Raw genomic sequence first — 25,752 nt, forward strand, 5'->3', positions numbered from 1 at the left:
CCAGAGCCGCCCGTTGTGCCTTAGGCGGCCGGTAAGAAGGCAAGAACCCTTTCCAGGGTGACGGGAGATGTGGGCGCATGGGGCTGACCAGTCAGTCGCTCGAATACACGGTGATCGTGCTGGCGGTGGCCTGTGTCGCCGCCACGGTGTGGCTCTGGCCTCGGCTGTCGCGGCGCGGGGTGGGCCCCGTCGTGGGCAGACTGGGCGCCATCATGGTCACCCAGGTGTCGATCGTGTGTGCACTCGCCCTCGCCGTGAACACGAACTTCGAGTTCTACGGCAACTGGGACGAGCTGCTGGGCAACAACGACAAGGCCCCGGTGTCCGTGAGCCAAGGGGGCGGGCAGTACGCCTCGGTCGGCAATATGAAGGGCGGGCTGGTCCAGCCGGCCGGCCCGCAGGGCCTCGACCGGGTGACCGGACTGCCCAAGGGTCCCGAGGACAAGGTGGGCAAGGTCGAGTCCGTACGGATCGTCGGCCGTCGTAGCCGGGCCATAAACCCCGGCTTCGTCTACCTGCCGCCGCAGTACTTCCAGCAGCAGTTCCGCCGTCAGCGGTTCCCTGTCATGGTCGTCATCAGCGGTTACCCCGGCGGGATCATGAACCTCGCGCAGCATCTCCAGGTGCCGCAGAACGCCGGCCGGCTGATCGCGCAGGGCAAGATGCAGCCGACGGTGATCGTGATGGTCCGGCCGACGATCGCGCCGCCGCGGGACACCGAGTGCGTGGACGTGCCGGGCGGGCCGCAGGCCGAGACGTTCTTCACCAAGGATCTGCCGGACGCCATGAAGTCGGCCTACCGGGTGGGCCACGACCCCAGTGCCTGGGGTGCGTTCGGGTACTCGTCCGGTGGCAGCTGCTCGCTGCAGCTGGCGATGCGCAACCCGAATGCCTACACCTCGGCGGTCTCGCTCTCGGGTGACTACGCGATCAAGGACGACCTGACCACCGGCAGCCTCTTCGGCCCCGGCCCCGAGGGCGCCAAGCGGGAGCGTGAGCACGATCTGCTGTGGCGGCTGAAGAACCTGCCCGCACCGCAGATCTCCGCGCTGGTCGCCAGCAGCCGTAAGGGCGAGGCGGATTACGGCGAGACGATGAAGTTCATCCATGCCGCGAAGTCTCCGATGTCGGTCGACTCGATCATCCTGCCGCAGGGCAGCCACCAGTTCGCGACCTGGCGGCGCGAGGTCGTGCCGGCCCTGGAGTGGCAGAGCCAGCAGCTGACGTTCCCGCAGGACACCCAGGCTGCCTCCCCGTCGCGGAAGCCGGGGGCGGGCGCACCGGGTAAGGGCGGCGCTGCGGGGAAGAGCGGCGCTCCGGGCGCCGACCAGCAGGCCGGGCCGTCCAAGTCGCCGACGGCGTCCGATGACAAGGGACGCCGGCGGGTGGAGGCGGAGCGCCCCCGGGGGTGAGCCGCAGAGGAACTGAGCGCAGGGGCGTCGGAGCTGTCCGGCGCCCCTGTTGCGTGTGGCGTTCCTGTTGCGTGTGGCGTTGCTCCGGGGTGTGGATCAATCCCCTGCTCCTGTGGAGCCCCTGTTACGTGTGCTGAGGCTGTGGCGCATGTGCGGGATTCGGCGGCGGGTGTGCCCGCGGGGTGATGTGTGTGCAGCGTGGGGCGGCCGTCCGTCCCGGCCACATGATTCGCCGGGCCCCGGGTAACTGGATGTCCCATCGGCGCACTGCGCACCTCGCACCCCCGGGAGTGACCTCATGGCGCGTACGCAACAGGGCGACGAGGCGGTGTGGTCCCCCGTGGCCGCACGGGCCCCGCTGGCCGTCCGGATCCTTCTGCTGGTGCTGGCCTTCGCCGCGATGGTGGCCTTCGCGGTGGCGCTGGCCCGGGTCACCCTGACCCCGTCGGCGGCCTCGGTGCCGCTGACCCACCCCAACCTCCGCCCCGGCGACTCGATCCGGAGCTACCTGGCGCAACCGCACCTGGCCGATACGGTCAAGCAGCTCGGTGGCAACGTCCTGTTGGGGGTGCCGTTCGGGGTGCTGCTGCCGGTGCTGCTGCCCCAGGCGCGCGGGCTGCTCCGGGTCGGTGTGGCGACGGCGCTGGTGATGCTGCTGGTGGAGCTGGTGCAGGGGGCGCTGATCACCGGCCGGGCGTTCGACATCGACGATGTGATCCTCAACTGTGCCGGCGCGCTGATCGGTTACCTGCTGCTGGGGCTCCGGCTGGGCCGCGCGGTGCATCCGCGGCGCCGGCACTGGTGGCACCGGATCGGCGGGAAGGCGTCGGCGGTGGGGCCGCAGCCGCCCAAGGCCTCCAGGGCACCCGCTCCGTAGGCCGGTCCCTCCCGCTCCGTAGACCGGTCCCTCCCGCTCCGTAGGGCCCGTCCGGCCTCGCTCCAGGGTTCCTCCGGCCCGTCCCGTAGCGTCATGGAGCTTCCGACCCGTGCCGGGTACTACGGGCGGTAGACCATCCCCGGCTCCGGCTTCGCCGGGGACAGCAGCTGGGAGACGGTGACGACCGTGTAGCCGCGCTTCTTCAGCTCCTTGAGGATGCCGGGGACGGCCGGCACGGTCCCCTTGTAGATGTCGTGCAGCAGGATGATGCCGTCGCGCTCGGTCTGGTCGAGCACCCGCTTGGTGATCAGGGCCGAGTCGTTGGTCTGGTAGTCCTTGGCGGTCACGCTCCACAGGACCTGCGCCAGGCCGAGTCGCTTGCTGATCTCGGATACCTTTCCGTCGGTCCTGCCCTGCGGCGGGCGCATCAGCTTCGGCGTCTTGCCGGTGATCTTGCGGACCGCGTCCTGGACGCGGGACAGCTCACGGGTGGCCTCTTCGGGCTCGATGTCGGTCAGGATCTGGTGCGACCAGGTGTGGTTGGCCAGCTCATGGCCCTCGGCGTCGATCCGTTTCACCTCGGCGGGTCGCTTGTCGACGTGGTTCTGGCCGAGCATGAAGAAGGTCGCGTGCACCTTCTCCTGCTTGAGGATGTCCAGCAGGCGGTTGGTGTGCTCGCTGGGGCCCGCGTCGAAGGTGAGCGCGACGCACTTCGCCGTGCGGCAGTCCACGTCGTCGCCGCTGCCGTCCTTGCCGTCCGCCTTCTTGCCGTCCGCGTTCTTGGCGTCCCCGGCCGCGGCGAGCCGGGCGTCCTTCGCCTTGACGTCGGCGGCCGCTGCGTCGGCGCGGGCGTCGGCCGGGGCGGTGACGTCGTAGGTGGCGCAGCCGCTGAGGGCCAGGGTCAGGGTGGTGGCCGCCAGCAGCCCGGCTATGGATGTACGGCGGGCCGTGGACATCTGCTTCGGCATGCGGGCCTCTCTTCGGGCGGGTGCGGGCAACAGCGGGCCCATGACCTGCGTTTTTGCGCATGGCAAAGCCGACGCGTACGGCGGCATCACCGCCTCGCGCCGCACTTCGGTCACAGGGGTCGGACAGACCGAGAAGGACTATACATAGGCGGTACACGCCGTGTGTATACATAAGGTGTCCAGGTGGTGGGCTGCGCAGGTGAGGCGGGGGAAGGAAGCGGGCGGGAGCCGAGGCCGTCGGGGCGGCCGCCCGCGCCCACCCCGATCGGACGCGTCCGCCGCGACACCCCGCCCCCCGCCGGGGTGGACTCGTACCGTGACCGCGCCCTCGCCGGACGACTGTCTGGCCCGTAACGACTGGATCTGCGGCGCCTACCTGAGCACCCGTCGGCAGATCCTGCTCGACGCGGTCGTCCAGCACCTCCAGCTGACGGTGATCTCGGTGGCGCTCGGGCTGGTGATCGCGGTCCCGCTGGCGCTGCTGGCCCGCCGCAGGCGCTGGACGGCCGGGCCGGTGCTCGGCATCACCACGGTCCTCTACACCATCCCGTCGCTGGCGATGTTCTCGCTGCTGCTGCCGGTCTACGGACTGTCCGCCACCCTCGTCGTGGTCGGCCTCGCCCTGTACTCCCTCACCCTGCTCGTACGGAACATCCTGGCGGGGCTGGACGGTGTCCCCGCGGAGGCCAAGGAAGCGGCCCGCGGCATGGGGTACGGGCCGACGCGCCAACTGCTGGCCATCGAGCTGCCGCTGGCCGTACCGGCCGCGATGGCCGGGCTGCGGATCGCCACCGTCTCGGCGGTCGCGCTCACCACTGTCGGGGCGATCGTCGGGTACGGCGGGCTGGGGAACCTCATCTACGCCGGTATGAACTCCTTCTTCAAGGCGCAGGTGCTCACCGCGTCCGTGCTGTGCGTGATCATTGCGATCGTCTTCGATCTGCTGCTGCTCGGCGCGGAGCGGCTGCTCACCCCGTGGCGCCGGGCCGGACACCGGGCGCGGAGGCGGACCCGGGCCGGCGAGGGAGTGAAGCGGCTGGTCACCGCCGCCGGGCGGCGGACATGAACACCCTCTCCGCGGTCTGGACCTGGCTGACCACCGCCGCCAACTGGTCCGGTGAGAACGGCGTCTGGCACCGCCTCGCACAGCACCTCGTGCTCACCTTCGCCTGCCTGGTCATCAGCGCCCTGATCGCGCTGCCGGTCGCGCTGACCCTCGGCCACCTCGGCCGGGGCGGTGCACTGGCCGTCAACCTCGCCAATATCGGCCGCGCGGTGCCGACCTTCGCCGTACTCGTCCTGCTTCTGCTGACTCCCCTCGGACGGCACGGGCAGTGGCCGACGATCATTGCGCTGGTGCTGTTCGCCATCCCGCCGCTGCTGACCAATGCGTATGTCGGGATGCGCGAGGTGGACCGGGACGTGGTGCGGGCCGCGCGGGGCATGGGGATGACCGGGACGCAGCTGGTGTGGCGGGTCGAGGTGCCGCTCGCCTTCCCGCTCGTCCTGACCGGCATCCGGATCGCCGCGGTCCAGCTGGTGGCCACCGCCACGCTCGCCGCGCTGGTGGGCGGCGGTGGCCTCGGCCGGATCATCACCGCGGGGTTCAACCTGGCCAGTACCCCTCAGGTGGTCGCCGGCGCGGTCCTGGTCGCGGTGTTCGCGCTGCTGATGGAGGCCGCTTTCGAGCTGGCCCAGCGGTGCGCGCCGGACTGGGTACGGGGGAGGACACGGTGAGGGCGGCCGGTGCGGGGCTTGCGGCCCTCACCGCCCTCACCGCCCTCGGGCTCTCGGCCTGCGCCGGCGGCCCCTCCCTGGAGAACCGTTCCGCGATCACCGCCTCCCCCGGCGACAGCCACGATCTGGCCATCGGCTCGGCGGGCTTCACGGAGAGCGAGCTGCTTGCCCAGATGTACGCCGCCCTGCTCCAGCACGCCGGCTACCGCACCCATGTCCTGACGGTCGGCAACCGTGAGCTGTACGAACCGGCCCTGGAGGCCGGGCAGATCGATGTCGTCCCCGAGTACGCCGCAACCTTCGCGGACTGGCTCAACGCCAAGAACAAGGGCTCCGAGGCGGCCCCGGTCGCCTCGCCTGACCTCGGCACGACCATGGCCGCGCTGCGCCACCTCACCGGCCCCCGCGGTCTGACCGTGCTCCCGGCCGGCCGGGCCGTCGACCAGAACGCCTTCGCGGTGAGCGCCGCCTACGCCCGCACACACCACCTCAAGACCCTCGGTGACCTGGGCCGCGCCAAGCTGCCGGTGCGTCTGGCGGCGGGCGATGAGTGTGTCCAGCGGCCGTTCTGCGCACCGGGGCTGAAGAAGAAGTACGGGATCAACATCACCGCCATCGACCCGAAGGGCGTCGGCACCACGCCCGCCAAGCAGGCCGTCCAGAACGGCCAGGACCAGATGGTGCTCACCACCGGCACCGATGCCACCCTCGACCAGTTCGGCCTGGTGCTGCTCGCCGACGACAAGAAGCTCCAGAACGCCGACTACGTCGTCCCCGTCGTCAACCGTGCCCGCGTGGGCAGCGCACGGGCGGCCGCCGCGCTCAACCAGCTGAACAAGGTCCTGACCACCGCCGATCTGGCCCGCCTCAATGAGGAGGTGGACAGCTGGCGGCGGCTGCCGGCGGATGTGGCCCGCAACTACCTCCGGGCCAAAGGGCTGTTGCCCAGGGGGTGACGTCCGCCGGTGCGGGTGGCGGGCTGTTTCACGTGAAACACCCGGCTCCACCCCGCCCGCTCACTCCGTGGGTACGGAATCCACCTCGGCCCGCTCGCGCGGCACCCCTCGCTCGTCGGAGCCGATGGTGCGGCGCAGCGCCTCATGGAGCTTGGTCGGGGTGAGGACGCCCAGGAAACGGTGGCCGTCCAGGACCGCGATCCAGCCGGCGTCATGCTTCAGCATCTCGCTGAAGGCTGCCTTGAGCGTGCCGGTCACCGGCACCCAGGCCTCCATCCGGCGGGCATGACCGGCGACCGTGCCCGCCACCCCGGCCAGCTCCTCCGTGCCCGCCCAGCCGTGCAGTGCGCCCTCCTCGTCAAGCACCACCGCCCAGCGGGCGCCCTCGGCCCGCAGCCGTCTTCCGGCGTCCGCGGCGGGTTCGCCGAGCCGCACGAGCGGAGGGCGTTCGAGGTCGCCGCGGTCGATCCCGGTGACCGAGAGCTGCTTCAACGCGCGGTCGGTGCCGACGAATTCGGCGACATAGGGGGTGGCGGGGGCGCCGAGGACGCTCGCGGGGGTGTCGTACTGCTCGATCCGGCCCTCCCCGTAGACCGCGATCCGGTCGCCGAGCCGGATGGCCTCCTCGATGTCGTGGGTGACCAGCAGCACCGTCTTGTGCAGGGTGGCCTGCAGCCGCAGAAATTCCTTCTGCAGCCGGTCGCGGACGACCGGGTCGACCGCACCGAACGGCTCGTCCATCAACAGCACCGGCGGGTCGGCGGCGAGTGCACGGGCCACCCCGACCCGCTGACGCTGGCCACCGGAGAGCTGGTCGGGATAGCGCGAGCCGTAGACCGCCGGGTCCAGGCCCACCAGGTCCAGGAGTTCGGCGGCCCGCTCGCGGGCCCTGGCCTTCTTCCAGCCGGTCAGAAAGGGCACGGTAGCGGTGTTGTCGAGGACGGTGCGATGGGGGAAGAGACCGGTCTGCTGGATGACATAGCCGATCCGGCGGCGCAGGGCGACCGGGTCGACACCGGCGACGTCCGCACCGTCGACAGAGATCCGGCCGTGGGTGGGGTCGATGAGCCGGTTGACCATCATCATGGTCGTCGTCTTGCCGCAGCCGGACGGTCCGACCAGCGTCACCAACTCCCCCTCGCCGACCTCGAAGGAGAGGTCGTCGACGGCGGTGGTCCCGTCGGGGTAGCGCTTGGTGACGGACTCGAACCGGATCATTGCGCCATTGAATCCCGCGGCGTGCGAACGGACCTGCCACACGGGCAATCGGGTGGACGCCGGCGCCGGGGACGTGCGGGCCGGACCGACGGCCCGTACGGCCGCGTCCCGTCGAACGGAGGGCCGGACAGCCCCGGTGCGCGGGGCCGTACGAGTTGCTTCCGCCGCACCGCCTCTCCTCCTGCCGCGTCCGGCCCCACCGGCGTGCTTACGATCCCCTTCGGCCACCGTTCGGAAGGGTGGAAGGGAACGCCACGATGAGAGCCGTAGCAGTCAGCGCATTCGGTGAAAAGCCGCAGCTCATGGATCTGCCACAGCCCGAACCAGGGCCCGGTGAGGTTCTGGTGCGGCTGTCCGCCGCCGGACTCAACCCCGTCGACTGGAAGCTCGCCGACGGCATGTTCGGCGATGCCGTGCCGGCGGCCTTCCCCCTCGTCCTGGGGTCGGACGGGGCGGGCGAGGTACTTGCGATCGGGAACGGCGTACGGCGATTCACCGTCGGCGACGCGGTGTTCGGCCAGTTCCAGCGGCCGGAGCAGGGCGGCGGTTCCTACTGCGAACTCGCCGTCGCCGACGAGAGCCGCCTCGCGCACGCCGCCCGGAGCGTCACCTACGCCACGTCCGCCGCGCTGCCGACGGCCGGCATGACCGCGTACAACCTGGTCGAGGAGACCCGGGTCACCGAGGGCACCCGGGTGCTGATCGTCGGTGCGACCGGCGGCGTCGGCACCTTCGTCACCCAGCTCGCGGCCGGCCGCGGTGCCGAGGTGATCGCCACCGCGCGCCCGGCCAAGGCGGAGCTGATGCGGACGCTGGGCGCCGCGGAGACCGTCGACCACACCGCGGGCCCGCTCGCCGACCAGGTCCTCGCGGCCCATCCGGACGGCGTCGACGTGCTGATCGACATGGTCGGCGGGCCCGCCGAATTCCGCGAGCTGACCCGGACCGTGCGCGACGGCGGCACGGCCGTCTCGCTCCTCGGCTCGGCCGACGCCGATGAGCTGACCGACAACAACCTGCGCGGCTTCAACTTCGCCAACCGCCCCTCCCCGCAGTTGCTGGAGATCCTCGCCGGTCAGGTCGACGCGGGCCGTCTGACGGTCCTCGTGGGACGCGAGGTCTCGTTGGAGGAGGCGCCGGAGGCCTTGGAAGCCAGCCGCAGCGGCCGGGCACAGGGCAAGACGGTCCTGGCGCTCTGAGCGGAGTTCAGGGGCCGGCGGCCCGGACGCTGCGGGCGAACCGGCGCGCCCGCAGCGTCCGGGCCGCCGGCGGTCCCGCCGCGGCCAGCGCTGCGGTCAGCGTGCCGGCGCCGACGACCAGCCAGACGCCGGTGAGCAACGGACCGGTGAGCGCATCGGCGTAGGCGTCCGCGGCGGGCCGGGAGATCACGGCGGGCAGCGCGTCCAGGGCCCGGCCGCGGACCAGCGCGAGCGCGGCGGCCAGCAGGCCGGCGGCCGCCGCGCAGCCCAGTCCCGTACAGATCAGCGCCCGCCGCCGCTGCCGCGCCAGCAGCAGCCCGCCGGTCAGGCAGAGCGCCGCGGCGGGCGGCAACAGCAGCGCCCCGGTTTGCACGACCCGGTAGACGGCCCGGATCCGCGGCACGTCCGGTGCCTTCAGCAGCACGATCTCCACCCCGGCCCGCGGCACCCGGCGGAGGAGGTCGAGCCCCAAGCCGTTGTGCGACAGCTGACGTTTGACCCGTTCCACGACCGGTGTGAGATCAAGGGTGACCGCGGAGCGGCCGGAGGCGGTCAGACTGCCGTCCAGGCTTCGGTGGGCGGTCCGGTGCACCCCGTTCCACACCGCGGGGAAACCGCGTCCGGTGACGACCTGTCGCACCTGCTTGTCCACGAACTGGCGCAGGCCGCGGGTGAAGTGCTTGCGCAGCGCGGGACGCTCGGCGCGTGGTACGGCGTCCAGCAGCCCGTCGAGCCGGACATGCGCCATCACCCCGTCCGTCACATCGTCGACGACCGCGTTCTGCACGGCGGGGTTCCCGGCCAGTGGTGCCACCGCCGCCACATAGCTGTCGGTCTCGGTCAGCTCGGCCCGCGCCCAGGTCGCCGCCAGACTCAGCGGCAGCAGCAACGCCCCCCACAGCAGCAGCACTCCGCCGGCCACCGCCCGCCCGCGCCGCCATGGCGACCGCACCCGCTCCGTCACCCGCGCGCCGGGGCGTAGGGGAGCGTTCGCTGACATCGCGTCTGGTCCTTCCTGCCCGGCGGGCCCATGGACCGGCCGGGCGCGGGACGTCCCCCGCAGCGCGCTCTACGGCCTGCTTCCAGGCAAGTGCGAACCCCCGCCGCCCGCGAGCGGGGCCGGTGCCAACGGGTGACCCGGCGGGCGGCCCCCGGCCCGGCCCCGGGTGACCCGGCGCGCGGCCGTGGGCTCAGTGTGGCGCCGCGCCGCGCCGTCGCCGTACCGCCCGCACCACTCCAGGACCGAGCAGCGCGGCGGCCGCCGCAGCCGCCGCCCACCACCCCCAGCCGCCGCCGGCCCCGGCGTCCGCCTGGGTCTCCGGCAAGTCGTCCAGGTCGCCCGAGCAGGCCGTGGGGGCGAAGGATCCCGCCACGTAGACACAGACCGTCGCGGCGGCACGCAGGGTGCCGGGGGCGGCGCTGCCGGTGCGGTCGGCCCGGTCGCCGAGCACGGCCGTGGCGGTGAACACCTGGATGTCGTGTGCGGGCAGGTCGGAGCGCCAGATCACCTTCTGCCGGCCCACGTCGCGCCCTTCGACGGTGGCGCCGGGCGCGGTGGCGGAGGTCGTGGTGGCCGGCATCTCCTGCTCGATGCGGGCCCGGTGGACGACGGTGGGGCCCATGTTGTGCACGGTGATGCGGTAGTCGAGCCGTTTGCCGGCCTCGGCGTCGTCCCGGCCGTCGGTCACCGCCACCGTGACCGAGACGGCGGGGGGCGCCGGGGCGTACCCGGCGGCGGGCAGCGCGTGCGGGACGTCCGCGGCGGCGGGCAGTGCCGGTGCGACGTACCCGGCGGTGGGCGGTGCCTGCGGGGCGTACGCGGCGGCGGACGGTCCGGGGAGCGTGGCGGCGCACAGCAGCGCGCAGACAACGGCGGTTCTCATGTCGTCATCCGAGCATCGCGGCCCCCGTCACCGGCGGCAGGCGGCCTCCTCCCGGGCCGGGTTCACCCGAGTGAGGGGCGGTGGCCGCCGCTCAGCGCCGGTGCGGCCCCGACCGGTGGACCGGACCATGGGAGTCCTCGCAATGGCCGGCCTCCTCCTCTGCGCCGGCGCCGGGCCGCGGGCCCAGCGTCAGCACGTCATCGGGCGAGCCCTGTTCGCCGACGTGGTCGACCTGGAGGGTGGCGTGACGGATGCCGTACTCGCCGCTCAGCAGCTCCTGCAGACCGCGGCGGACCTTGTGGCAGTCGCCGCCCGGCGCCACCAGGATGTGCGCCGAGAGCGCCGGCTGCCCGGAGGTGATCTGCCAGATGTGCAGATCGTGCACCTCGACGACCTCGTCCGTGGCGACCAGACGCTCGCCCAGCGCGTCCGGGTCGACACCGGCCGGTGCGGCCTCCATGAAGATCCGCCCGGATTCGCGCACCAGCCCCGTACCGGCCCGCAGCATCAGCGCGACGACCACCAGCGAGGCGATCGCATCCGCCCGCTCGAAGCCCGTCGTCAGCACGATCAGACCGGCGAGAGCGGTGGCGACGAAGCCGAACAGGTCGGTGAGGATGTGCTGGTAGGCGCCCTCGACGTTCAGGCTGGAGCGGTTGGCGCGGGACAGCAGCCAGGTGCAGATCAGGTTCACCACGATCCCGGACAACGCGGTGACCAGCACCAGCCCGCCGGTCACCGCGGGCGGCGAGATCAGCCGCTGCACCGCCTCGTACGCCAGCCAGACCGACAGCAGCAGCAAGGTGATGCCGTTGGCCTGTGCGGAGAGGATTTCGGCGCGCTTGAGGCCGTAGGTGTACCCGCCGCGCGCGGGCCGCGCCGCCAGCCGCATCGCGACCAGGGCCAGCACGATCGAGACCGCGTCGGTGAGCATATGGGCGGCGTCCGAGATCAGTGCCAGGGACTGCGCCACGACACCGATGACGACCTCGACCGCCATGTAGGCGGTGAGCAGCAGGAGGGCGCTGCGCAGCCAGCGCCGGTCGGCGTCCGGTGCGACCCCGTGGGCGTGGCTGTGGCTGTGCCCGTGGCTGTGGGCGTGCTCGGTCATGGGCGCGCTCCTTCCTGGCTCCCTGCTGCGAAGCAAACCGCACTTCAGCAAAAGATCCAAAGGCTGCATCGGTGACCGTTGTCATTACCGTCGGACGGCCTATCGTGCCTGGTCAGAGCGTTGCGGACGAGAAGGGGCGCGGAGGCGGGAAACGGAATTCGGATTCCGCTCCCGGCTGGCGTGGGAAGCCGCCGGGGCCTGTGTGCCCGGGTAGCATCCGGCGCTATGAGCGCTACGGGCGAGGCCGTGCGGCCCGCACCCGGCAAGGGCCAGATCCTGGCGGTACTCGGCCTGCTGGCCGCCGTCGCAATCCTGTACGGGTACCACGACGGCCTCCCCTTCTGGCTGGGTGCCCTGACCGGCGTGGTCGCCGTGCTCGGCTACCTGGTCTGCTTCGACTCCCCGTGCGGCATCTGGCAGTGGCTGCCGGCCGGGGTGGGTTTCTGCGCGGCGTTCCTGTTCGCGTGGCAGTTCCTGCTCGTGGTGCTGGGGTGAGCGGACGGGGCCGTTGCGCGGGTTGACCGGTGGCAGGGGGCCGTCGCGCGGGTTGACGGGGGGCAGCGGGACCGCGTGAGGCGACCGGTCAGTAAAGTTCGGCTCCCGTCCCCCGGACCGGTAGCCCTTCGTCGCCGACGGGTTCCCCGGATCCGGCCCCTCCCGACCTCTGAGGTACTCGGCAGTGAGCCCCGCACCACCCGCCCCGGCCGCTCCTGAACCCGTGTCCGTCGTCGGCATCGGGGCCGATGGCTGGGACGGACTGCCCGCCGCCTCCCGGCAGGCCCTGCAAAGCGCCGAGGTGCTGATCGGCGGCCCCCGCCAGCTCGCGCTGCTGCCCGGCGAGTGCGCCGGTGAGCGCGTCCCGTGGCCCTCCCCCCTGCGCCCCGCCGTCCCCGGACTGCTCGCCGCGCACGCCGGGCGCCGGGTGTGCGTGCTGGCCAGCGGCGATCCGATGTTCTACGGGATCGGGCGGACCCTGACCGAGGTGCTGGCGGAGCAGGAGACGCCGTCCACGGCCGCCCCGCAAAAGCCCCGGCTCCGGATCTTCCCCCACCCCTCCTCCGTCTCCTACGCCTGCGCCCGCCTCGGCTGGCCGCTGGAGGACACCGAGGTCATCACGCTCGTCGGGCGGGCCGCCGGGAATCTGGCCCGCGCGCTGTACGACGGCCACCGCCTGCTGGTGCTGTCCGCCGGCGCCGGCACCCCCGCCGAGGTCGCCGCCCTGCTGCGCGCCCACGGCTTCGGCCCGACCCGTATGCGGGTGCTGGAGCAACTGGGCGGCCCCCGCGAACGGACCGCCGAGGGCACCGCCGACGGCTGGGACGTCCCGCCCGCCGACCCCCTCAACGTCATCGCCCTCGACTGCCGCCGCGCGCCCGGCACCCCGCCGCTGTCCACCGTCCCCGGCCTCCCCGACGCCGCCTACGAGCACGACGGCCAGCTCACCAAGCGCCATGTCCGCGCCGCCACCCTCGCCGCGCTGGCGCCCGCCCCCGGCGAACTCCTGTGGGACATCGGCGGCGGCTCGGGCTCCATCGCCATCGAGTGGCTGCGCGCGCACCGCACCTGCCGCGCCATCGGCGTCGAGCGGGACGCCGTACGGGCCGAGCGGATCGGCCGCAACGCCCGCTCGCTCGGCGTACCGGCGCTGCGTGTCGTCCACGGTTCCGCGCCCGCCGCGCTGGACGGACTGCCGACCCCGGATGCGGTGTTCATCGGCGGCGGACTGACTGCCCCCGGCCTGCTGGCCGCGTGCTGGGAGGCGCTGCCCGTGGGCGGCCGGATCGTCGCGAACACCGTGACGCTGGAGTCCGAGGCGCTGCTCGCCGACTGCCACCGGCAGTACGGCGGCGAACTGGTCCGGCTCGCGGTCGCCCACGCGGTGCCGGTCGGCGGCTTCACGGGCTGGCGGCAGGCGATGCCGGTCACCCAGTGGTCGGCCGTGAAACCGCCGGCCACCTCCCCGTCCCCGTCCTCCCGCCCCCAGGAGTCCGAGCAACCATGACCGTCCACTTCATCGGCGCGGGTCCCGGCGCCGCCGACCTGATCACCGTGCGCGGCGCCCGTACGCTCGCCTCCTGCGGGGTCTGCCTCTACGCGGGCAGCCTGGTGCCGCGTGAGCTGCTTGCCGAGTGCCCGCCCGGCGCCCGGCTCATCGACACCGCTCAGCTGGACCTCGACACCATCACCGCCGAGATGGTCCGCGCCCACGAGGAGGGCCACGACGTCGCCCGGCTGCACTCCGGCGACCCGTCCGTCTTCAGCGCGGTCGCCGAGCAGATGCGCAGGCTCGACGCGGCCGGGGTGCCGTACGACGTGGTGCCGGGCGTGCCCGCGTTCGCCGCGGCCGCCGCCGCCCTGGGGCGCGAGCTGACCGTCCCCACCGTCGGCCAGACCGTCATCCTCACCCGCGTCGCCCAGCGCGCCACCCCCATGCCCGAGGGCGAGGACCTGGCCACCCTCGGCCGCAGCGGTGCGCTGCTGGTCCTCCACCTGGCCGCAATGTATGTCGACCGGGTCGTCGACGAACTCCTGCCGCACTACGGCGCCGACTGCCCGGCCGCCGTCGTCGCCATGGCCTCCCGCCCCGACGAAGTGGTCCTGCGCGGCACCCTCGCCGACATCGCCGGCCAGGTGAAGGCCGCGGGCGTGGTCCGTACGGCCGTCATCATGGTCGGCCGCACGCTGGGCGCCGAGCAGTTCCGCGACAGCCATCTCTACTCGGCGGACCGGGAGCGGCCGCACGGCGGGTGCGGGGCAGGCGGGGTCAGTGCAGGTGGGGGCGGGGCACAGGACTCCGCCGGCGCTCCGGCCGACACTCCCTGAGTCTTCCCCGAGTCCGGACAGACGCAGACGCAGACAGGCGCAGACACAGACGCAGACGCGCCGGAGCCCCGGGACGGAAGGTCCCGGGGCTCCGGCGCGTCCTGCTGATGCGTGACGTGCCGGCCTCAGAGGCTGGTGGTGTGCACCGCGCCCATGACGGAGCCGGAGACCTGCGCAGCGGCACCCTCGGGGGAGACCGACGCGCCGGCGCCGAGGAAGCCGCCGACGTTCGCGGAGACGCCGTGCCCGGCGATCTCGGCACCGGTGTTGGCGCCGCCGGCGACGAGACCACCGGAGATGTTCTCGAGCTCGCTGTCGGAGATCTCCGTGGCGGCGGGGGTGAAGTCGTTGCGCATGGTGTGCCCTTTTCGTCAATGCTGTGGATTCTGAACCAATGCAGGCCGAATTGTGGCGCAATCCGTCCGCAACACGGGCGCCTGGCACCGGGCACCGGAAACCGGACACCGGGGGAATGATGCGCATAATGGCGTCCGCGTGTTCACGAAATGCAATCACGACCAGGGGTTTCGCGGCAACTTCCCAGCCGGTTTTTCATCGGCGTGAAATGCAGCGCAACAACCACCCTGACGTGCATCTTTGTCCGATTCTTGCCTGATGGGGTGCACGGAGTATCCGCTGAGCGGGATGGCGTGAGATGTCTGCATTTTCCGCGTAACGAGGGTTGTCGTGGCGGTTGTCGCGCTGGTTGTCGGAGGGGTTGTGAATTTACGCCGAAGCTCTGAAATGCCCTTTGAGTTGCCGAGGGTACGTAACGTCCCTCGCGGCCACGGTCGCCGTCACGCTTTCAGTTTCCGCTTTCCGGTTTTCATTTTTGGGTTTTCAGTGAAGGTTCCGCACCGAAAGGCGGCACATCCGTTTACGGGGGCCTGCCCACTGCCCGCCCACTGCCGGTCCTCAGACCTGTCCCCGGACCTGAGCCCGCCCCCGTCAGACCAGACCTCCCCGGGCCCGTCCGGCTGACCATACGACCGCATAGGGGTGAATATCCGTTACTCGGCTCCCGGGGCCGGTAAGGAAGCTGCGACGCCCAAGGGGGGCACGAGCAAAGGAGTGCGCCACGATGCGTACCAGACTGGCCGCCGGTGCGGTCGGCGCCGCCGTCCTGCTGACGCTCTTCGGCGGCAACGTCGCCGGCGCCGACGGCAGGGACCACACCACGCAGGCGACGGCGGCGGACACCCCGGCACAGACGCACGACAGCTCGCCGTGGATGCACGACAGCCCGGCCCGGATGAACGACCGGCCGCTCCGCGTGAACACCCGTCCGGAAGAGCGCTACGACCGCCGGCAGGCCGGCTTCGACCGCAACGGGCGGTTCCGCGACAACCCGCTGCAGCTGACCTCCTGTGCCCTCGGCACGGCGCTGGGCAGGCTCAGCGGCCGCGGCAACGACTGCGTGGCCAGCCGGTACGGGCTGCGTACCTGACGGGTGCGGGGGAGGCGGGGGAGCCCTTCACCGGAGCGGGCCTCCCTGACGTGCTTCCCCCGGTCCCCGCGGCTCCGCCCGCCCCACCACCATGCCCGCCCGGTCGATGCAGATGACATCGACCGCGACGGGCGCCCCCCGCAGTACGGCCAGCGACTCGTCCCGCGCCGTCGCCGCCACCAGATCCCCCAGCGGCACGTCCGCCGCGGCGCACAACTGCAGCGCCGCCAGGCCCGTGTTGGCCTCGGCCACCGCCTGTGCCAGCGCCTCGTCCGCCCCGCCCCGCCGGGCGAGTTCCGCCAGGAACCCCTTGTCGACCTGGGACCGCGCGGAGTGCAGATCCAGATGCCCGGCCGCCAGCTTGGACAGCTTGGCGAACCCGCCGCAGATGGTCAGCCGCTCCACGGGGTGGCGCCGGATGTACTTGAGCACCGCCCCCGCGAAATCCCCCATGTCCAGCAGCGCGTCCTCGGGCAGGTGGTGCAGGGCGACGGCGACCTTCTCCGACGTCGATCCCGTACACCCGGCCACATGCCGCCGCCCCGCCGCCCGCGCCACGTCCACGCCCCGCCGGATGGAGTCGATCCAGGCCGAGCAGGAGTACGGCACCACGATCCCGGTGGTCCCCAGGATCGACAGCCCGCCCAGAATCCCCAGCCGTGGATTCCAGGTGCTGCGGGCGATCTCCTCCCCGTGATCGACGGAGATCTCCACCTCGACGTCGGCCGCCGCTCCCGGACCGCCGCCGTACCGCGCCGCGACCGCGTCCAGATGCTCCCGCATCATCTGCCGCGGCACGGGGTTGACCGCCGGTTCGCCGACGTCCAGCGGCAGCCCGGGCCGGGTCACCGTCCCGACCCCCGGCCCGGCCTTGAACACGACCCCCGACCCGGCCGGCAGCGCCCGCACGGTGGCCCGCACGAGCGCCCCGTGGGTCACGTCGGGGTCGTCGCCCGCGTCCTTCACCACCCCCGCCATGGCGGCCGTCCGCCCCGGCGCCGCCCCCTCCACGGTCAGCTCCTCCCTCACCAGCTCCTCCACTGCCAGCGCGAAGGACGGCGTCTGCCCCTTCGGCAGGGTGATCGTCACCGGGTCGGGAAACTCGCCGCTCAGCAGCGCCGTGTACGCGGCCGTGCTCGCCGCCGTCGCACAGGCCCCGGTCGTCCAGCCGTGCCGCAGCCCGGTGTGCGCGAGCTGCGCGCTGCGCCCGCCCGCGGCCTTGCCCGTACCCTGCGGCCCGGTATGGCCCGTACCCTGCGGTTGCGCTTCAGCCACGGAGGAACCCACATCCCATGAACGACGCAGCCTGCCCGCCGCGCCACGTACTGATCCTCGGCGGTACGACGGAGGCCCGCCGCCTGGCCGCCGCCCTGGCGGTGGAGCCGGCCCTGCGCGTGACGACCTCGCTCGCCGGCCGGGTCGCCGCGCCGCGGCTGCCGGCCGGGGAGGTCCGCATCGGCGGGTTCGGCGGCCCCGAGGGCCAAGCCCGCTGGCTGCGGGAGCACGCGGTGGACGCGCTCATCGACGCCACCCATCCTTTCGCCGACACGATCAGTCACCACGCGGCCCTGGCCGCCGCCACCGCCCATGTTCCCCTGCTCGCCCTCCGCCGGCCCGGCTGGGTGCCGGGACCCGGCGACTCCTGGCACCAGGTCGCCTCCCTGGACGAGGCCGCCGCCACCCTCCCCGCCCTCGGCACCCGCATCTTCCTCACCACGGGCCGCATGGGCCTGGCCCACTTCGCCCACCTCACCGACCTCTGGTTCCTCGTCCGCTCGGTCGACGCCCCCGAGCCGCCGCACCCGCCCCGGATGACGACCCTCCTGGACCGCGGCCCGTTCACCCTGGACGGCGAACGGCAGCTCCTCCGGGACCACCGCATCGACGTCCTGGTGACCAAGGACAGCGGCGCCGCCGCCACCGCCGCCAAGCTGACGGCGGCGCGGGAGGCGGGGGTGCCGGTGGTGGTCGTACGGCGCCCGCCGCTGCCGGACGGCGTGCCGGTGGCGGCGGATCCGGACGAGGCCGTGCAATGGATCCGGCGCCTTTTCAGCGAGGCCAATTCACGCTGAAGTGATTGGCCTCGCGGACCCGCTGCCGTAATTCCGTACGGCGGGCCTCGGCTTCCGGCTTTTTCTCTCCCTCGTACCGTGTTTCCCGACCGGGTTCGCTTTCCGCGGTGATTGCGGGGGCAGCGTGGGGTGTCAGCTCGCGGTCACGCCCAGGTGAGGCGTTGCCCGTCGGGGCTGACGTGCAGCCGCATACGGTCGGCCGACGGGCGCCCGTCCGCCTGCCAGTGTGCAAGGTGCTCGGTGATCTCGTCCCAAAGGCGTGCCGGGCCCCCCTGCCGCACCATCCACCGCGCGCTGTCTTGGTAGACGACCGCCCATGACTCGGCGTCCACGTCGATCACGACGTGTTCTGTCCGGCCGTCCCGTTCCAGCGTGAGCCGCTGCGCGCGTGGCGCGGCGAACTGCGCGACGAATCGGGCTGTCCAGTCGTCGAGCACATCCGCGCCCAGCTCTGCGGGCATCACGTCGCCCTCGCTGAGGTTCGGCAGCATCCCGAGCGGGGGCGGAAGGTGCGGACGGGCCAGCATGAACGAGACCTGACCGCCGAGAACCGGGCCGCTGGCCGTGCCATCGTGGGCGACCGTGAGCCGTACGAGTTCGGATGCGTGCATCCACCCGCCGACCGTGAGCAGGACCTCACCACCGGGCCGTGTCTGGGCGAGCCAGTCAGCCGGCACGGTGTGCACGCCGCACGTAGCGAGACCTGTCCAAAGGTTGCGGGCGGATGATCCCGCCGGGACGGGGTGGTGCACTGCCTTTTGCTACCCGCCCGACTGTCGCTGTCCTTCTTTCACAGCCGGACGGGGGCCTGGTAGCGAGGGTGTGCGTCACATCCCCTTCACGGTGGAAGGCGAACGGGCCCTGCTGCGGGAGCACCACATCGACGTCCTGGTGACGAAGGACAGCGGGGCGGCCGCCACTGCCGCCAAGCTGACGGCGGCGCGGGAGGCGGGGCTGCCCGTGGTGGTCGTACGACGCCCGGCCGTGCCGGAGGGGGTGCTGGTGGCGGCGGATCCGGACGAGGCCGTGCACTGGCTCCGGCGCCTTTTCAGCGAGACCAATTCACACTGAAGTGATTGGCCTCGCGGACCCTTTTTGCTAATTCTTCGCGGCGTTTTGCCGATTCCGCGGGCTCGTCATCCCGGCGGCCGTGCGTGTCATCACGGCAGGGGTCGCGGGAACTCGCGGTCGTGGATTCACCCGTCTCCCCGCTCACGGGGCGGACGCCCGCACCGCGTCCGCGAGCCGCCGTGCCACCTCCGGGGTGCACCGGCCCAGCTCCACGAGCGGCCGCGGAAAGTGATCCGCCAGCGAGATCGCGTCCACGGCCAGGGACGGAAGGGTGATCCCCGCCCCTTTCAGCGCCGTCCGCAGCTCGCCGCACGCCTGCTCCGCATCCCTGATCTTCCCGGCCACCGGACCGCGCTCCGCCATTCCCATTCCCATTTCCTCTTTCTTCTTTCTTCTTCTCGGTTCGAGTCCTGACTGGGCTGCGACAGCCCTTTCACGGTCCTAGAGTCGTCACAACGGGCCACGCCCAACAGGGAGTTGGCGTTGCCGTCGGCACGGGACAACGAGGGGATGGGGGAGTGGTCGAAAAGAATTCCGAGGAGTACGAGGGTTCGGCCCGCTGGGTCCTCGCCTGCGAACTCCAGCGGTTAAGGGAAGCATCCGGCAAATCACTGGCCCAGCTCTCCGAAGAGACCAACTGCGACCGCACCTACCTGCACCGCCTGGAGACCGGCGAACGCCTCTCCAAGCTCCCGGTCATGGAAGCCCTGGACCGGGTGTACGGCACGGGTGGGCTGCTGGTGCGGCTGTGGGGGCTGGCGCGGCTGGATGCCTTCAAGGACAAGTACCGGGAGTTCATGAAGCTTGAGGCGAAGGCCGTGATCATGCATGCGTACGTGGGCACTATCCCCGGCCTGTTGCAGAGCGAGGACTTCGCGAGGGTGGCGCTGTCGTCGGCGCCGACGCCCATAAGTCCCGACGAGCTCGAAGAGAAGATCGCGGCACGCATGGGCAGGCAGGAGGTGCTGCACCGCGACCCGCCGCTGACTGCCCGGATCATCTTGGACGAATCGGCCCTGCGGCGCCCGCCACCGGACGCCAAGGTCTGGTACGAGCAGCTCACCCGGGTCGTTGGGGTTGCCGAGACCCCGCACGTGACGATCCAGGTGCTTCCGTTTTCCGCAGGGTTGCATGGCCTGATGGAAGGCTCACTGTCCTTGTTGTGGATGGCGGACGGTAGCGCTGTTGCCTACTTGGAAGGCAACAAGTCGGGCGATTTGATCGAAGAATCAGAGGAGGTGGCGCAATATCGCCTGGCTTACGATCGGCTGCGAGATGCGGCTCTCACGCCGCACGATTCAGCAGTGTTCATGCGGCAGTTGGTGGAGGACAGCAGACCATGACAACAGCATCTGACCTGACCGGAACCGCGTGGCGCAAGAGCAGCTACAGCGACGGTGGAGCCAACAACTGCGTCGAGGTCTCCGACGGTTTCCCCGACGTCGTCCCGGTGCGTGACAGCAAGGCCCCGGCCGGCGGTGTGCTGCTCTTCCCAGCCGAGGCGTGGTCGGCGTTCATAGCCACCGTCAAGGCGAACCAACTGAGCTGAGGACACCGGGAGGCCAGCAAGCTGTGAAGACGATCCCGAATCCGGCCACCATCGCGTGGCGCAAGAGCAGCTACAGCGACGGAGGCGAGGACAACTGCGTCGAGGTCTCCGACGGCTTCCCCGGCGCCGTCCCGGTCCGTGACAGCAAGAGCCCGACCGGCGGTGTGCTGCTCTTCCCGGCCGCCGTTTGGTCGGCCTTCATAGTCACTGTGAAGTGCGGTCGGCTCGGCTGAGTGATCGCCAGGGAATCTGTAAGAGGCTCGAACCGGAGCTCTCAGAGAGGCGATTGCGATGACTGCCTACCGGGTCACAGCGCGTCGCGCGGGTGGATGGTGGGCCTTGGAGGTCCCTGACCTCCCGGGGGTGTTCAGCCAGGTCACACGCCTCGACAAGGCGGAGGAGGCGGCCCGTGAAGCCATCGCTGCCATGCTCGGTGTCGCAATCGAGGACATCGAGGTAGGGGTCGAGTCGGGGCTGCCCAGGGAGGCAGCGCAGGGCCGCAACGCTGCGGAGAGAGCCGATACGGCCGCCATAGGCGCCAGGTGGGCTGCCCGAAAGGCCATGCATCGCGCCGTACCGTCGACCGTTCGGCCGACGGAGCACTAGGGTACGGGTACGTACCCGTACCCTAGTGGCATGGGAAGGAGTACAACGATGTCCGATGCCAATGTCCGTATCCCCGAGGAGGCCAAGGACCGGCTCGCCGCGATCGCGGCTGCCGAGGGGCTGTCGCTGCGGGCTTATCTGGCGCGCTTGGCGGAGACCATGCTGACCCCGGCCGAGCGGGCCGAGCGTGCGGAGAAGGCCCTTGCGGCACTGAAGAAGTGGAACGGGTACGCCCCGACCGCGGCACAGCAGCAGGACCTGGACAGTGAGCTCGACCGGCGGCTGGCGCAGGTGACCGGCCGGTGAGCGATCCTTTGCACATCGTCCTGGACGACACCGCGATGACTGCGGCAGGCCAGGGCAACATCCTTGCCTCCCGCCTCATCCACCGTGCCCACGCCGAACCCGGCTGGTACCTCTACGCGCCGACGTGCGCGCTTGTCGAAGCCGACCGCGCACGGCCCGGCACGGCGGAACACCTTGCCGCCTTGCCTGGCATCACCGTCCTGGACCTGGACCTGCCCGCCGCCTTGGCCATAGCGGGACAGGAGACGTGGGCCGCGGCCCACAGCCAGTACGCGGCCCAGCCCACGGCCGACCGTCCCGATGGAGCGATTGTCGCCACCACCGCCCCGAAGCGATGGCAGAGCGAACCGGTCCGCGTCCTGGACCTCAACGACTGACCGCGTCCTAGCGAGGGCATGGTCGGCCGGGACCCCTGCCACAAGGCCCCGGCCCCAGCCTCACCCCTCCGGATACCTCCGCGGCGTCCACACGACCTCCGTGCCGTCGTCGCGCCGTACCGCCTGGGTCTGGGAGGAGCCGATGATCAGGAGCGTCCGCATGTCGACCTGGTGCGGGTCGAGGTCGGCCAGGTGCACCGTGCGGACGGATTCATCGGGGCCGCCGATGTCGCGGGCGAGGATGACCGGGGTGTCGGGGGCGCGGTGTTCCAGGAGGAGTTCGCGGGCCTTGCCGACCTGCCAGGTGCGGCTGCGGGAGCCGGGGTTGTAGAGGGCGAGGGCCAGGTCGGCGGAGGCTGCCGCGTGGAGGCGTTCGGCGATGACTTCCCAGGGCTTGAGGCGGTCGGAGAGGGAGATGACCGCGTAGTCGTGGCCGAGCGGGGCGCCGGCGCGGGCGGCGGCGGCGTTGGCGGCGGTGACGCCCGGGAGGACCCGTACGGGGATCGCGCGGTACGGGTCCTGGGAGGCGACCTCCAGGACGGCGGTGGCCATGGCGAAGACGCCGGGGTCGCCGCCGGAGACCACGGCCACCCGGCGGCCGCGCCGGGCCAGGTCGAGGGCGAGTTCGGCGCGTTCGGACTCGACCTTGTTGTCGGAGGCGTGGCGGCGCTGGCCGGGGCGCAGCGGGACGCGGTCCAGGTAGGTGGTGTAGCCGACGAGGTCTTCGGCGGCGGCGAGGGCGCCGCGGGACTCGGGGGTCAGCCAGAGGGGGCCGGCCGGGCCGGTGCCGACGACCACGACTTCGCCCGGACCGGAGGGTGCGGCGGCCTCGTCGGCCTCCGCACCGGGCGCGCTGTAGGACTGCTCGGCGACGCGGCTGGGGACGACCGCGACGGAGAAGTAGGGGACGGTGTCGGTGTCGATGCCGGCGAGCGTGCCGGTGCGCTCGCCGGACATCGTGGCGCGCTCGACGTACTGGGCCTCGGGGAGGCGGCCGGAGCGTTCCATGGCGCGGCGGACGGTGGGGAAGGTGCGGCCCAGCTTCATGACGACGGCGGTGTCGGTCGAGGCCAGGCGGGCGGTCAGCTCCTCTTCCGGAAGCGTGCCGGGGAGGATCGTCAGGACCTCGTCGGCCTCGGCGAGCGGCCTCCCCAGGCGGGCCGCGGCGGCGCTGATGGAGGTGACGCCGGGGATGACCTCGGTCGGGTAGCGGTGTGCCAGCCGCTTGTGCATGTGCTGGTAGGAGCCGTAGAAGAGCGGGTCGCCCTCGGAGATGACGGCGACGGTGCGGCCGGCGTCGAGGTGGGCGGCGAGGCGGGCCGCCGCCGACTCGTAGAACTCGTCCAGCGCGCCCCGGTAGCCGCCGGGATGGTCGGTCGACTCGGTGGTGACCGGGTAGACCAGCGCCTCCTCGATGTGGCCGGGGCTCAGGTGCGCGGCGGCGATGGAGCGCGCGATCGAGCGTCCGTGCCGGGCGCTGTGGTACGCGATGACATCGGCGGCGGCGATGACCTCGACCGCCCGGACCGTCATGAGGGACGGGTCGCCGGGACCGAGGCCGACCCCGTAGAGCCGGCCCGGGCCGGCCGTCGCCGCGACGCCGCCGTCACCGGTTGCCTGCTGCTCGCTCACGCTCACTCTTCCTCGCTTGCCATGGCGTTGATCGCGGCCGCGGCCATGGCGCTGCCGCCACGGCGTCCGCGCACCACGAGGTGGTCCAGCTTCGACGGGTGGGCGATCAGCGCGTCCTTGGACTCGGCGGCGCCGATGAAGCCCACGGGTATGCCGATGACGGCGGCCGGGCGGGGCGCGCCTTCCTCGATCATTTCGAGGAACCGGAAGAGGGCGGTGGGGGCGTTGCCGAACGCGACCACGGCGCCTTCCATCCGGTCCCGCCACAGTTCCAGGGCCGCGGCGCTGCGGGTGGTGCCCGTACGGGCGGCCAGCTCGGGGACCGCGGGGTCGGTGAGCGTGCACAGCACGTCGTTGTCCGCGGGGAGCCGCTTACGGGTGACGCCGCTGGCGACCATGTTGGCGTCGCAGAGGATCGGCGCACCGGCGCGCAGCGCCGCGCGGCCACGGGCCACCACCTCGGGGGTGAAGGCCAGATCGCGTACCAGGTCGACCATGCCGCAGGCGTGGATCATGCGGACCGTGACCTGGCTGACGTCGGCGGGCAGCCCGTCGAGGTCCGCCTCGGCGCGGATGGTGGCGAAGGACTGGCGGTAGATCGTCGCCCCGTCCTTCTCGTAGTCGAACGCGGTCACTCTGGCCTCGGGGGTGTCGGGTGCGGGAGGGCTCGGGTGGTTCATGGGACTTCGGGGTGGTGCCGGGTTTTGGGGTGGCTCATTGGGCCGGGGGCGGGGGCGCCGCGGTGTGTGCGGAGGTCGGGGCGCCGGTCGGGGCGGTGTCCGGCTCCACCAGTGCTACCCGGTAGCCCTCCGCCGTGGCCAGTACGTCGACCCAGGTGCCGTGCGGGTGACCGCAGCGGCGTTCGCAGCCGGACCAGTAGACGGGGAGGCCCAAGGGAGGGGAGGCGGTGGGCGCTTCGTCCGGGACGGTCGTGCCGGCGGCGACGGCGGCCGTGGCGTCGGCGCGTACGTCGGTGCGGGACTTGGCGCAGCCGGGGCGGCCCGTGCAGGCGCCGAGGCGGTGCCAGGGGGAGGCCGGGTCGGTGATCAGGCCGGCGGCGGTGAGCTCCGTCAGGCGGTCCGATGCCGTGGCGGCCGGCAGTCCGGGCAGGACGATGCCGCGCCACGGGGTGAGGCGCAGCGCGCCGGAGCCGTCGGCGTCGGCGATCGTGGTCAGCAGCCGCCATTGGGCCACCGACAGCCGGCCCAGCGGTGCCAGGACCGAGAGCGCCCGGTCGCCGTCGGGGCCTTCGACGATGCCGGGGGTGGCGGAGTCCGCGTACGGCGGGGCGTAGGACGGGGCGTACGGCGGGGAGGTGCGGGCGCCGGGTGTGGGCGGCTCGGCCACGTAAGCGGCCTCGATGCCCGCCGACCGCAGTGCCTCGGCCACGTCCCGGGCCGTGAGTCCGTGCCCGTCCGGGAGTTCGCGGACCCGCCAGGCGCCGCTGCCGCTCGCCGCGGCGGCGGTCAGGAAGGCCTCGGCGGCGGCGAGCGCGGCGCGCGGTACGTCCGGGCCGGCGATCCGCAGCGCCGCCGGATCGTCGCCGACCCGCAGCAGGGCGCCGGCGGCCGGGCCGGTCCGGTCCCCGTTCCCGTCCGCTCCCGGTTCCCCGTCTCCGTTCCCGTCCGCTCCCGCTTCCTCGTCTCCGTTGCCGTCCGCTCCCGGTTCTGCGAGCAAGCTCACATCCCCGCCGAACGCCGCCACATCGCCCCGCCCGTCGTCCAGAACGAACAGGAAGCGGCCGGAGAGGGCGGTCGCGGACTCGCTCGCACAGAGCAGTGCGTCCAGCTCACGGGCCCACCGTCGCACGTCAGAAGGGGTGTGCCGGTCCAGTCCGGCCAGCGGCGAGGCGAGGATGTTGCGGATGCGTTCGTGGCGCTCGGAGGGCAGCAGACCGGCGTCGCGCAGGAGGGCGGCGAGGCGGCCGCCGCAGTCCTCCGCCAGGCCGCGGAGCTCGGCGTTGCCGCGGGAGGTGAGGGAGAGATGACCGTCACCGAGCAGGTCAGCGACGTCGGCCAGGGCAGATGCCTGACGCACCGTCAAATCTCCGGCGGGCAGCCGGATGCGGGCGAGGTGGCCGTCGGCGGCCTGGTGCAGCCGCAGCGCTCCCGGGCAGGCGTCACCGCGGTCGCGCAGCGGCGGTGCGGCGGCCTGGGACCGTGTCGAGGGGGAGGGCGGCATGGCCGCGAGCATACCCACGGGGGTGGGCGCCGACCCGGGCCGGATCCGGCCGTGCACCCGGCCCGCCGCGTGCGCGCCCCCGTCCTGCCGCGGGCTGCCCGGAGGCCCGCTTACCTCGCCCGCCCATAGCCCTTACTATGCAGGTCGGTGGGTCGGCTGGCCCACCGGACGCCAGCGACGGCGCAGGGTCCACGACCCTGGGGAGGAAGCCCGGTGAGAATCCGGCGCGGTCCCGCCACTGTGAACCCGGCAGCTGCCGGGCGAGCCAGGAACTCCCGCCGTCCTTACGACCACCCGGGGCGCGGACACCCCGAGGAAGGCCTGCGC

Annotated in this window: 29 protein-coding genes, 1 pseudogene and 1 riboswitch; of the genes and pseudogenes, 18 read left to right on the plus strand and 12 right to left on the minus strand. The window is 72.3% G+C overall.

What is annotated here, in order from left to right; all coding sequences use genetic code 11:
* Positions 1-77 precede the first annotated feature (77 nt).
* Together OHS81_RS18235 and OHS81_RS18240 are read left to right on the plus strand one after the other, a co-directional pair.
* Positions 78-1,412, plus strand: coding sequence for an alpha/beta hydrolase (locus tag OHS81_RS18235; protein WP_328385800.1), 1,335 nt, complete (start codon positions 78-80; stop codon positions 1,410-1,412).
* 298 nt (positions 1,413-1,710) lie between these two features.
* Positions 1,711-2,289 carry a VanZ family protein gene (locus OHS81_RS18240; protein WP_328385801.1) on the plus strand — a complete coding sequence of 193 codons (579 nt, stop codon included), beginning with the start codon at positions 1,711-1,713 and terminating at the stop codon, positions 2,287-2,289.
* A 119-nt stretch (positions 2,290-2,408) separates the two neighbouring features.
* Here the strand turns inward: OHS81_RS18240 and OHS81_RS18245 are convergent, their stop codons facing one another.
* Positions 2,409-3,257: a polysaccharide deacetylase family protein gene (locus OHS81_RS18245; protein WP_328385802.1), complete on the minus strand. Its 849-nt coding sequence runs from the start codon at positions 3,255-3,257 to the stop codon at positions 2,409-2,411.
* A 316-nt stretch (positions 3,258-3,573) separates the two neighbouring features.
* On the opposite strand from OHS81_RS18245, the gene OHS81_RS18250 reads away from it, so the two are divergent.
* From OHS81_RS18250 to OHS81_RS18260, 3 genes are read left to right on the plus strand one after another with little or no spacing between them, the layout of a single operon-like run.
* On the plus strand, positions 3,574-4,323 hold the full coding sequence (locus OHS81_RS18250) for an ABC transporter permease (RefSeq protein WP_328385803.1): 750 nt from the start codon (positions 3,574-3,576) through the stop codon (positions 4,321-4,323).
* Positions 4,320-4,994, plus strand: a complete 675-nt coding sequence (locus OHS81_RS18255; protein ID WP_328385804.1) for an ABC transporter permease — start codon at positions 4,320-4,322, stop codon at positions 4,992-4,994. Before OHS81_RS18250 ends, OHS81_RS18255 begins: the two co-directional genes overlap by 4 nt.
* Positions 4,991-5,950 (plus strand): ABC transporter substrate-binding protein, encoded by a 960-nt coding sequence (locus OHS81_RS18260; protein WP_328385805.1) that lies wholly within the window; start codon positions 4,991-4,993, stop codon positions 5,948-5,950. Before OHS81_RS18255 ends, OHS81_RS18260 begins: the two co-directional genes overlap by 4 nt.
* Positions 5,951-6,010: 60 nt before the next feature.
* Here OHS81_RS18260 and OHS81_RS18265 read toward each other — a convergent pair whose 3' ends face one another.
* Positions 6,011-7,168 carry an ABC transporter ATP-binding protein gene (locus tag OHS81_RS18265; RefSeq protein ID WP_328385806.1) on the minus strand — a complete coding sequence of 386 codons (1,158 nt, stop codon included), beginning with the start codon at positions 7,166-7,168 and terminating at the stop codon, positions 6,011-6,013.
* Between the two features lie 257 nt (positions 7,169-7,425).
* Between OHS81_RS18265 and OHS81_RS18270 the strand changes: the two genes are divergently transcribed.
* Positions 7,426-8,367: an NADP-dependent oxidoreductase gene (locus tag OHS81_RS18270; RefSeq protein WP_328385807.1), complete on the plus strand. Its 942-nt coding sequence runs from the start codon at positions 7,426-7,428 to the stop codon at positions 8,365-8,367.
* A 7-nt stretch (positions 8,368-8,374) separates the two neighbouring features.
* Here the strand turns inward: OHS81_RS18270 and OHS81_RS18275 are convergent, their stop codons facing one another.
* The 3 genes from OHS81_RS18275 to OHS81_RS18285 all read right to left on the minus strand — a co-directional run bounded on the left by OHS81_RS18275 (position 8,375) and on the right by OHS81_RS18285 (position 11,361).
* Positions 8,375-9,367, minus strand: a complete 993-nt coding sequence (locus OHS81_RS18275) for a hypothetical protein (protein ID WP_328385808.1) — start codon at positions 9,365-9,367, stop codon at positions 8,375-8,377.
* 190 nt (positions 9,368-9,557) lie between these two features.
* On the minus strand, positions 9,558-10,250 hold the full coding sequence (locus OHS81_RS18280; protein ID WP_328385809.1) for a hypothetical protein: 693 nt from the start codon (positions 10,248-10,250) through the stop codon (positions 9,558-9,560).
* A gap of 91 nt (positions 10,251-10,341) precedes the next feature.
* Positions 10,342-11,361, minus strand: coding sequence for a cation diffusion facilitator family transporter (locus tag OHS81_RS18285; RefSeq protein ID WP_328385810.1), 1,020 nt, complete (start codon positions 11,359-11,361; stop codon positions 10,342-10,344).
* A gap of 225 nt (positions 11,362-11,586) precedes the next feature.
* On the opposite strand from OHS81_RS18285, the gene OHS81_RS18290 reads away from it, so the two are divergent.
* The 3 genes from OHS81_RS18290 (at position 11,587) to cobM (ending at position 14,184) form a co-directional block, all read left to right on the plus strand.
* Positions 11,587-11,856, plus strand: coding sequence for a hypothetical protein (locus OHS81_RS18290; RefSeq protein ID WP_328385811.1), 270 nt, complete (start codon positions 11,587-11,589; stop codon positions 11,854-11,856).
* Between the two features lie 184 nt (positions 11,857-12,040).
* A complete protein-coding gene (cbiE, locus tag OHS81_RS18295; protein WP_328385812.1) occupies positions 12,041-13,363 on the plus strand; it encodes a precorrin-6y C5,15-methyltransferase (decarboxylating) subunit CbiE in 1,323 nt (440 codons plus the stop codon).
* Complete coding sequence (gene cobM, locus OHS81_RS18300; RefSeq protein ID WP_328385813.1) at positions 13,360-14,184, plus strand: precorrin-4 C(11)-methyltransferase; 825 nt, start codon at positions 13,360-13,362, stop codon at positions 14,182-14,184. Before cbiE ends, cobM begins: the two co-directional genes overlap by 4 nt.
* 125 nt (positions 14,185-14,309) lie before the next feature.
* Here the strand turns inward: cobM and OHS81_RS18305 are convergent, their stop codons facing one another.
* Positions 14,310-14,540 (minus strand): bacteriocin, encoded by a 231-nt coding sequence (locus tag OHS81_RS18305; RefSeq protein ID WP_328385814.1) that lies wholly within the window; start codon positions 14,538-14,540, stop codon positions 14,310-14,312.
* A 725-nt stretch (positions 14,541-15,265) separates the two neighbouring features.
* Here OHS81_RS18305 and OHS81_RS18310 point away from each other — a divergent pair.
* Positions 15,266-15,631 carry a hypothetical protein gene (locus OHS81_RS18310; RefSeq protein ID WP_328385815.1) on the plus strand — a complete coding sequence of 122 codons (366 nt, stop codon included), beginning with the start codon at positions 15,266-15,268 and terminating at the stop codon, positions 15,629-15,631.
* Between the two features lie 27 nt (positions 15,632-15,658).
* Here the strand turns inward: OHS81_RS18310 and OHS81_RS18315 are convergent, their stop codons facing one another.
* Positions 15,659-16,906, minus strand: a complete 1,248-nt coding sequence (locus tag OHS81_RS18315; RefSeq protein ID WP_328385816.1) for a cobalt-precorrin-5B (C(1))-methyltransferase — start codon at positions 16,904-16,906, stop codon at positions 15,659-15,661.
* Between the two features lie 17 nt (positions 16,907-16,923).
* Here OHS81_RS18315 and OHS81_RS18320 point away from each other — a divergent pair, with 17 nt between their 5' ends.
* Positions 16,924-17,703, plus strand: a complete 780-nt coding sequence (locus OHS81_RS18320) for a cobalt-precorrin-6A reductase (RefSeq protein ID WP_328385817.1) — start codon at positions 16,924-16,926, stop codon at positions 17,701-17,703.
* Between the two features lie 143 nt (positions 17,704-17,846).
* Here the strand turns inward: OHS81_RS18320 and OHS81_RS18325 are convergent, their stop codons facing one another.
* A complete protein-coding gene (locus OHS81_RS18325) occupies positions 17,847-18,380 on the minus strand; it encodes a hypothetical protein (RefSeq protein WP_328385818.1) in 534 nt (177 codons plus the stop codon).
* Between the two features lie 157 nt (positions 18,381-18,537).
* On the opposite strand from OHS81_RS18325, the pseudogene OHS81_RS18330 reads away from it, so the two are divergent.
* A pseudogene (locus OHS81_RS18330) lies at positions 18,538-18,774 on the plus strand (precorrin-6A/cobalt-precorrin-6A reductase); the annotation flags it as partial.
* Between the two features lie 141 nt (positions 18,775-18,915).
* On the opposite strand, the gene OHS81_RS18335 reads toward OHS81_RS18330, so the two are convergent.
* On the minus strand, positions 18,916-19,149 hold the full coding sequence (locus OHS81_RS18335) for a hypothetical protein (RefSeq protein ID WP_443058721.1): 234 nt from the start codon (positions 19,147-19,149) through the stop codon (positions 18,916-18,918).
* A gap of 143 nt (positions 19,150-19,292) precedes the next feature.
* Between OHS81_RS18335 and OHS81_RS18340 the strand changes: the two genes are divergently transcribed.
* The 6 genes from OHS81_RS18340 to OHS81_RS18360 are packed head-to-tail and all read left to right on the plus strand — an operon-like array spanning position 19,293 to position 21,612.
* Positions 19,293-20,117, plus strand: a complete 825-nt coding sequence (locus tag OHS81_RS18340) for a helix-turn-helix domain-containing protein (RefSeq protein WP_328385819.1) — start codon at positions 19,293-19,295, stop codon at positions 20,115-20,117.
* Positions 20,114-20,323 (plus strand): DUF397 domain-containing protein, encoded by a 210-nt coding sequence (locus OHS81_RS18345; protein ID WP_328385820.1) that lies wholly within the window; start codon positions 20,114-20,116, stop codon positions 20,321-20,323. Before OHS81_RS18340 ends, OHS81_RS18345 begins: the two co-directional genes overlap by 4 nt.
* A gap of 23 nt (positions 20,324-20,346) precedes the next feature.
* Positions 20,347-20,556: a DUF397 domain-containing protein gene (locus tag OHS81_RS18350; protein ID WP_328385821.1), complete on the plus strand. Its 210-nt coding sequence runs from the start codon at positions 20,347-20,349 to the stop codon at positions 20,554-20,556.
* 58 nt (positions 20,557-20,614) lie between these two features.
* The gene (locus OHS81_RS37450; RefSeq protein WP_443058722.1) at positions 20,615-20,929 is read left to right on the plus strand and encodes a type II toxin-antitoxin system HicB family antitoxin; all 315 of its coding nucleotides are present in this window, start codon (positions 20,615-20,617) and stop codon (positions 20,927-20,929) included.
* Between the two features lie 48 nt (positions 20,930-20,977).
* Positions 20,978-21,235, plus strand: coding sequence for a hypothetical protein (locus OHS81_RS18355; RefSeq protein ID WP_328385822.1), 258 nt, complete (start codon positions 20,978-20,980; stop codon positions 21,233-21,235).
* A complete protein-coding gene (locus tag OHS81_RS18360) occupies positions 21,232-21,612 on the plus strand; it encodes a hypothetical protein (RefSeq protein WP_328385823.1) in 381 nt (126 codons plus the stop codon). The genes OHS81_RS18355 and OHS81_RS18360 overlap by 4 nt, the downstream gene beginning before the upstream one ends.
* Before the next feature lie 60 nt (positions 21,613-21,672).
* Here the strand turns inward: OHS81_RS18360 and OHS81_RS18365 are convergent, their stop codons facing one another.
* The 3 genes from OHS81_RS18365 to cobG are packed head-to-tail and all read right to left on the minus strand — an operon-like array spanning position 21,673 to position 25,425.
* Positions 21,673-23,250: a precorrin-2 C(20)-methyltransferase gene (locus OHS81_RS18365; protein WP_328385824.1), complete on the minus strand. Its 1,578-nt coding sequence runs from the start codon at positions 23,248-23,250 to the stop codon at positions 21,673-21,675.
* Positions 23,247-23,924, minus strand: a complete 678-nt coding sequence (locus OHS81_RS18370) for a precorrin-8X methylmutase (RefSeq protein WP_328385825.1) — start codon at positions 23,922-23,924, stop codon at positions 23,247-23,249. The genes OHS81_RS18365 and OHS81_RS18370 overlap by 4 nt, the downstream gene beginning before the upstream one ends.
* A 34-nt stretch (positions 23,925-23,958) precedes the next feature.
* On the minus strand, positions 23,959-25,425 hold the full coding sequence (cobG, locus tag OHS81_RS18375) for a precorrin-3B synthase (RefSeq protein ID WP_328385826.1): 1,467 nt from the start codon (positions 25,423-25,425) through the stop codon (positions 23,959-23,961).
* Between the two features lie 202 nt (positions 25,426-25,627).
* A riboswitch (cobalamin riboswitch) is annotated at positions 25,628-25,700 on the plus strand.
* Positions 25,701-25,752: the final 52 nt, after the last annotated feature.

The organism is Streptomyces sp. NBC_00400 (genome assembly GCF_036048035.1).
GTDB lineage: Bacteria > Actinomycetota > Actinomycetes > Streptomycetales > Streptomycetaceae > Streptomyces.